Raw genomic sequence first — 6,238 nt, 5'->3', positions numbered from 1 at the left:
CAACCACGATCAAACCGGACGCAAGGACCGTTGCGCTATCTGCCCGATCTTGACCCCGACCAGCGACGAAGCAGGTCAGGACCTCACACACTCATGGCTACCCCTGAGCCGCTGAATAACGCTCTGATGCCAGTAGCTTCTCGGATCCTGGTAAAATGGGTAGTGGAAGGGCTGTCGGACTTGGGCACCGCTGACACTTGATCGTCAAGCGGGATGTTAGGGGTGACCTCCGTAGGCGTCGTCAATGAGTTGCGGTCACTCGTCCTGGGGCTCTCGCAGCAGACCACCCCACAACCACCACCCAAGGCCCACACTATGAGCAAGGCCGGACAGTCTGTCAATCCGCTCACCGGTCAAACGCTGGCCAAGGCAGACCCGTACATCGCGCTTCCATGAGACTCCTAGACCTAGTGCTCGGAGGCAATGGGAACTGGAATGCCGCCGATCCTGACGAGGCATTACTCGCTATCGATGACATCTGGCTGGAGGCGCAAGTCGTCAGCCTGCTCAGCGTCCCCGGCGCCGACGTCGCGGCCGTGCTGCTTGATCTTCGAAGTGCCATGCAGATCGATACCGGAGGTGCGGGTCTGCTGGTGGCACGTGGGCGCGTCACCGCAGCCATCGAAGGCGCATCCGGAACGGGCACCTTGCCAACAGTCCTACCGGTGGTCTCAAGCGCTATAAGTGACGTGGGCGGTAGGAAATCGGCTCTCTTGGAGACCTTTCCCTCGGGCGCATTATCCCTCTCAGGGAGCCGCCTCGAGGGTTATGTATGCGATGTTCCCGGAATGCCAGACGTCCCGCCGGACATGACAGAGCCGGGATGGTCATGGATGAGCTCGGCCATCCCGCAATGGAATTCGGAGTGCGAGGTATTGGCGTTTTCGGTGCGCTGACGACAGGGTTGGCCTCGATTCGTCAGCCGGGTGACGAATCGAGGTTGGTGGAAGCAAACTTGGCTCGAGCGAAAAAAAGTGAGCGCCAAGAAAGGCCCTAGCCGTCATTCGGGGAGCCTGGTGGCACGCCCTACCCGCAGCCGGCTGGAATTTTTAACACCTGCACCGGAACCCTAATGGCCATTAAATGCGCAAAGTGCGCATTCGCATGACTGGCGATGTTAAAACTCTGCACCAGAGCATTTACTTCCCGAATCAAGCCGAACGCCTGCCTGATGACGTTCGCATCAAAGTCCCGCAAAGTCTACCAGCCATCCCCAATCTCCAGGCCTGGAACGCAGGTGAACAAACACCTGCTCGAGACAGTCGCTCAAGCTAGTGGACTCAGCGCGAATGAATCCTTCAACACCCAAGCCCGGCCCGGAAAGCACAACAGTCCAAGCCTCACCACCCTCCGCCATCCTCTCATCATCCACCTTGAGAATCACGGTGACGCCAGATCGGCCCAGTTCTTCCATGAGCGCTTCAATACTCATTCGCCGCCCTTCCATCAGAACCCTCTCAACGCAGCAGAAATGTCACTCACCTCTCGCAACTGCCCTTTTCCGACCCTATCGATGACGCTTCGAAGATCTGCAGACGAGGGGCCGCTCGTGATCTTTTTTCGCTCCATCAGTTGCTCGACGACAGCCTGAGCTGTGCGCTTGTTTCCATTATTGAACATATGACCGCCAGCAATATCCCGAATCACGACAGCCGACTTGTCCCAGAAGCTGTTGTAACGGCTAGCGTTAGCCATCGTGTTTGCCGGCGTGCCACTAAGTAGCGTCTCACCACCGAAACCACGATTGAGATCTGTGATCTCGTCGGGACTCATGCCCACCTTGAAGCCGCCAGTAAGCGGGCAATTTGAGTTGTGCACCAGAATCGGGGTCTCCCCCGCCAGCACATAGTACGTGTGATCAACCGCGACGGTCAGATTATGAACCACAGCGCGCCCGAACTGGACATCAGTGGCTGAGACCTGCACCCAATCACCTGACCGCGCTAGCAGCCAGCCCCCGGCAGTCAGATCGATTGCATCGGTCCATTCACCGAGTTTCGGATCCCAGAACGGATGGGCGTCCGTAGCGACGATCTGCTGGGTGTCGCCGTCGGCGTCGGTCACGGTGAGTGCGACGAGCAACTTGTCACCCTCACCGCGGATCAGCGCGGTAACTGGACGTCCTTCGGTTGGCTCGCCGGTTTCCTCGTCCGCCGCCAGGACTTCGTCGCCTACTTCGACGTCCTCGATAGCCTTCCGGGTGCCGTCTGCAAGGAGGACCAGCGTTCCCGGCGCGAAACTGTTGCAACCGTCCGCCGCCTTGGCGCCTGCGTTTACGGCACTCGCGCCATCGACGACGTCGTCGCTGCGCCGGAAGATGTCACCTGCTGGCGCGAACCCGACAACGATGAGTCCGGCGTCGACGTTGTCCATATCGTCGTAAGCACCGCACTCCTCTTGGAGGCAGGCAAGGTAGAGAACAAGCTGGGCGGCGTCAGCAAACGGCGTGAACCACGACGCATTGTCCAGCGCCTTCTTGGTCTCTGGCCTCGACTCTTCGCATGGTGCGTAGCCCGGCCTGACCGTTTCGCCTGATCTGGTGCTTGACCGTGTTTGGGCGCGGTTCGTGGGCGCGTGTCGCTGCGTGCGCCGGTTCCGGCCGGGGGTCGTGCTGGCGCCGCTCCTTCGGCGTGCTCGGTGGGACGTCGTCGTCCGGGTCAGGTCGTCAGGTTCGCGGTCGCGGCCAGGCGCTGCCAGGCGGTCGCGATCGCGTCGGTGTGTGGGTGGTCGCGGTCGAAGCGGAGCCAGCGCTTGCGGGCGTGACGCGCCAGGCGGGCGGGGAGCCGGTAGACGAGCTCGCGCATCGTTGTCGGTTCGGCTTTGGCGAGCAGGTCGTGGTCGTGGAAGCCGAGCAGGCGGGTCCAGGCCTCGAGGTCGGCGGCGATGCCCGCCAGGAGGGTCCAGGCGACATTGACCTGCCACGATGCCGACGGCAGGTGCCCGATCCCGACCTGCTTCGCGACGCGGACGCGGTCCTCGACGGTCGCGTGGTGACGGTGGAGCACGTCGAGCCACTGGGGCTGGTGGGTGCCGGGGGTGCCGCGCATCCGCACGATGTTCGTCGCGGTCACCGCGTAGTTCCAGCCGGTGCGCTTCTCCAGGGTCGTGAGCTTGCCCGCGGCTCGGTCGCGGTCGGTGATCGGGACGCGGCGGGCGATCAGCCGCATGGTGTCGGGCCAGCCGGCCCGGCGGGGCAGGCCGGTGATCTCGGCGACGTGCCCGTAGTCGACCTGTTCACCGTCGTTGGTCGTGACGGTCGCGGGCGTCCCGTCCTGACGCAGGTAGGCGGTCCATGCCTGCTCGGGCAGCGCCTTGATCGCTGCTTCTTCGACGTCGGTGATGGCCCATCCGATGGTGGACGCGACCCGCCGCCGCTTGTGGTTCGCCGCCAGGATCCGGTCGATCGTCTCGTGTGTCGCTCCGGCGCCGTCGATCCGGATCAGGATCTTGGAGTGGCGGCCGTGGTCGGGGATCTGATCCAGGACCTCGTCAAGTACGGTGTGGTGGTCGGCGGCGGTGTTCGACCCGGCGTTCCCGGGCCGGGGCAGGATCGTGCACGTCTCGCCGGTGTTCGCGACCCAAGCACCGAGCGGATGTACTCCGAAGCCGCCTTTGTAGGTCCCGGCCGTGTTCTCCTTGTCCGAGTGGCACTCCACGAGCGTCGCGTCCAGGTCCGCGATGATCCACCCCTGGAGCGTCTTGCCGCCGATCGTGAGCCACGGGAACCCGCCCGGCCGCTGCTCCAGGAGCTGCCACGCCTTCTTCCGGGCGCGGCGGTGCGCGACCCGCAGCCGCCGCAGACGCCGCTCGTCGACCGAGTCCAGGGTGCGCCACAGGGTCGAGTCCGACCCGCAGACCCCGAACGTTCCCGCGTGCCCGGCGAGCATCCGCTCGATCTGGGACAGGTTCCGCGCCCCGGCCGCGATCGCAGCAGCGGCCGAGACGAGCACGGTCCCGCGACAGATCCGCTCCGGGCGTCCCGGGCCGAACGCGGCGGCGATGTGCCCGGTCAGCCCGACGACGTCAGCGGTCTTGCGCAGCAGCACGATCCCGGCGTCCTTGACCAGACCTCGACCGTCAGCGGTCACTTCCAAACGGTTGTCCCAACCGATACCCTCAACCACCAGAAAGGTGCTCCGATCCTGCGTGCTGGATGCTGTCTCGACAACAACATCCTTACAGGTCAGGGCACCTTTCCCATTCCTTGGATCACCTCATCCGCGAAGGATCGAGGCCAGGGTCAGGGGACGGTCAACGGCATCGACTATGTCCTCGGAGTCAGTCGTGGGCGGATCGGCCAGTTCTATCCTGGGACGCTGCCATGACCAGGATCCAGATAGCATCGTTCGTCCGCATCGACGGGGAATTCCGTCCCGTGAGCGAGGCGGGACGGCATGACGGGGAGTGCGAGTACCTCCCGGGCGCGATCAGCCTGACGGTCGACGGCGTCGAGTTGCTGGGAACCGAGCTCTGGGACGACGTCAACTGGCTGTGGCCGTTCGTCGTCCAAGCGGTCCGTGAGTGCCGGGAGTCAGGTTCCGGGACGCGACACTTCCCAGACCAGCCGATCACGTTCAAGGCCGAGAAGGCGCAGTGGGGCGAGAACGTCATGCTCACGGTGACGACGGCAGACCGTTCGATCCACCGGACCGCGATCGCGCCCGAGGCCGAGGTTTATGAGACGGTCGCTCGTGCTGGCGCCGAGTTCTTCAAGCACCTCAGACGGCTGTGTGGTTCGGATGCCGTGTCGGAGGAGGAAGAGGCGGCAGTGATCTCGTGGCTCGCAGGAGAGCGCTGATCGGCTCTGTCGAGTAGAGCGGATCTGCGGGCTTCACAGGATTCGGGGGCCCGTGGCGAGCTGCGGCGCCCCTGGTCGTGCTCGCTCGGTGTTCAGGCGATCTGACGCCCGCACCGAGATCTGGTCGTGCACCACCAGATCTCAGCCCGACTACCAGATCCCACTCCGGGCACCGGCCCTACCGCCCAGCCCTACCGGCCCGCCACGCGCCTCTCCCCCAGCTCGAGCACCTCGGTGAACGCCGCACGGCACTCGCGAACAAGCTCCGCAGCCGTCCGGGCGCGCCGTCGGGCCGTCTCGTAGCAGGCCAGGGCGACCTGCCCCGCGAGGACGGCCGTGGGCTCCGGCGTGCCGCGGTCGTGCAGCAGCTCGCCGAGGCTCGCGGCGATCTGCCGGCCTTTGAGCGCGTCGCGCCCGCGCAGCTCGACGTGCCGCTCGAGCAGCGCGGCGCGCCGCTCGTAGGCGTCGACGTCCTCGGCTGCGCGCTCGCACAGATCCAGCACGATCGGTGCGAGCTGCTCGACGGCGTCGCGCAGGTCGGTGGCCGGGGCGACGCCGGCGTCCGCACGCGCCCGTGCGACGGCGTCGAGCATGGCGCGCTCCTTGGCGAAAACGACCTCCGTCTTGTCACCGAAGTAGCGGAAGAACGTGGTGCGCCCCACCTCGGCGTGGGCGGCGATGTCGGTCACGGACACGTTCTCGAAGCCCCGCTCGCCGAACAGCTCGTCGGCGGCCTCGACGATGCGCTGCCGCGCACGCCGCTGCTTGCGCGCCACGAGCGAGTCGGGCGGGGCGCCGGGAACCGAGGGATCGTGCGTCACGCGCCACATCCTAGCCGCACTGGGTTCCGGCACCATGTGGTACTGCGGGTGTTACGGTACTCAGTACCAACATCGCAGCCGCATCCGATCCGCGGCGTGAGTGAGAGGAACGGACCATGAGCAGCAGGCGATTCCCGATCGGCAAGGTCCTCATGTCCGCGTCAGCGCTGGGCACGGTCATCGGGCCCTTCGTCGCCGACTTCAACGAGACGCACATCTTCAACGAGAAGTGGATGCCGCACGCCAAGTTCCACACCGCGCAGACCATGAGCATGGGCGTCGCGCTCGGTCTCGCCACCCTCGACAACCTCTGGCGGCCGCGTCCGTCCCGGACCGCGCTCGACAGCGCGGCCGTCACGGCGAGCGTCTACCACGTGAGCCAGCTGACGGCCGGGCTCTACCCCGGCACCGCGACGGTCGACCCTCCCGGCAAGGACAACTGGCCCCAGCTCTGGACCACGCTGCCGACCCTCGGCCTGGTCGGCCTGGGCTACCTCCTGGAACGCCGCCGCGTGGAAAAGCCGTCAGCCTGACCCCCCGCGCCCGCCCACCGCGCTGAGATCTGGTGTTCGCGGTGAGATCTGGTCGTGCACGACCAGATCTCACCGTGAACACCAGA

Annotated in this window: 7 protein-coding genes; 3 read left to right on the top strand and 4 right to left on the bottom strand. The window is 65.4% G+C overall.

Going from position 1 to position 6,238, the window contains the following annotated elements:
- The first annotated feature begins 392 nt into the window (after nucleotides 1-392).
- Nucleotides 393-896 (top strand): hypothetical protein, encoded by a 504-nt coding sequence (locus HLB15_RS05860; protein ID WP_189086969.1) that lies wholly within the window; start codon nucleotides 393-395, stop codon nucleotides 894-896.
- Between the two features lie 287 nt (nucleotides 897-1,183).
- Here HLB15_RS05860 and HLB15_RS05855 read toward each other — a convergent pair whose 3' ends face one another.
- The 3 genes from HLB15_RS05855 to HLB15_RS05845 all read right to left on the bottom strand — a co-directional run bounded on the left by HLB15_RS05855 (nucleotide 1,184) and on the right by HLB15_RS05845 (nucleotide 4,088).
- Nucleotides 1,184-1,432, bottom strand: a complete 249-nt coding sequence (locus HLB15_RS05855; protein WP_171104362.1) for a hypothetical protein — start codon at nucleotides 1,430-1,432, stop codon at nucleotides 1,184-1,186.
- Between the two features lie 14 nt (nucleotides 1,433-1,446).
- The gene (locus HLB15_RS05850; protein WP_171104361.1) at nucleotides 1,447-2,373 is read right to left on the bottom strand and encodes a polymorphic toxin-type HINT domain-containing protein; all 927 of its coding nucleotides are present in this window, start codon (nucleotides 2,371-2,373) and stop codon (nucleotides 1,447-1,449) included.
- A gap of 284 nt (nucleotides 2,374-2,657) precedes the next feature.
- A complete protein-coding gene (locus tag HLB15_RS05845) occupies nucleotides 2,658-4,088 on the bottom strand; it encodes an IS1380 family transposase (RefSeq protein ID WP_171104360.1) in 1,431 nt (476 codons plus the stop codon).
- A gap of 233 nt (nucleotides 4,089-4,321) precedes the next feature.
- Here HLB15_RS05845 and HLB15_RS05840 point away from each other — a divergent pair, with 233 nt between their 5' ends.
- Complete coding sequence (locus HLB15_RS05840) at nucleotides 4,322-4,798, top strand: hypothetical protein (RefSeq protein ID WP_171104359.1); 477 nt, start codon at nucleotides 4,322-4,324, stop codon at nucleotides 4,796-4,798.
- 191 nt (nucleotides 4,799-4,989) lie between these two features.
- On the opposite strand, the gene HLB15_RS05835 is transcribed toward HLB15_RS05840, so the two are convergent.
- The gene (locus HLB15_RS05835) at nucleotides 4,990-5,619 is read right to left on the bottom strand and encodes a TetR/AcrR family transcriptional regulator (protein ID WP_212759544.1); all 630 of its coding nucleotides are present in this window, start codon (nucleotides 5,617-5,619) and stop codon (nucleotides 4,990-4,992) included.
- A 116-nt stretch (nucleotides 5,620-5,735) separates the two neighbouring features.
- On the opposite strand from HLB15_RS05835, the gene HLB15_RS05830 reads away from it, so the two are divergent.
- On the top strand, nucleotides 5,736-6,152 hold the full coding sequence (locus HLB15_RS05830; RefSeq protein ID WP_171104357.1) for a DUF6640 family protein: 417 nt from the start codon (nucleotides 5,736-5,738) through the stop codon (nucleotides 6,150-6,152).
- Nucleotides 6,153-6,238: the final 86 nt, after the last annotated feature.

The organism is Promicromonospora citrea (assembly GCF_013004695.1).
GTDB classification, from domain to species: domain Bacteria; phylum Actinomycetota; class Actinomycetes; order Actinomycetales; family Cellulomonadaceae; genus Promicromonospora; species Promicromonospora citrea.
This window is presented reverse-complemented; position numbering and strand designations above follow the sequence as displayed.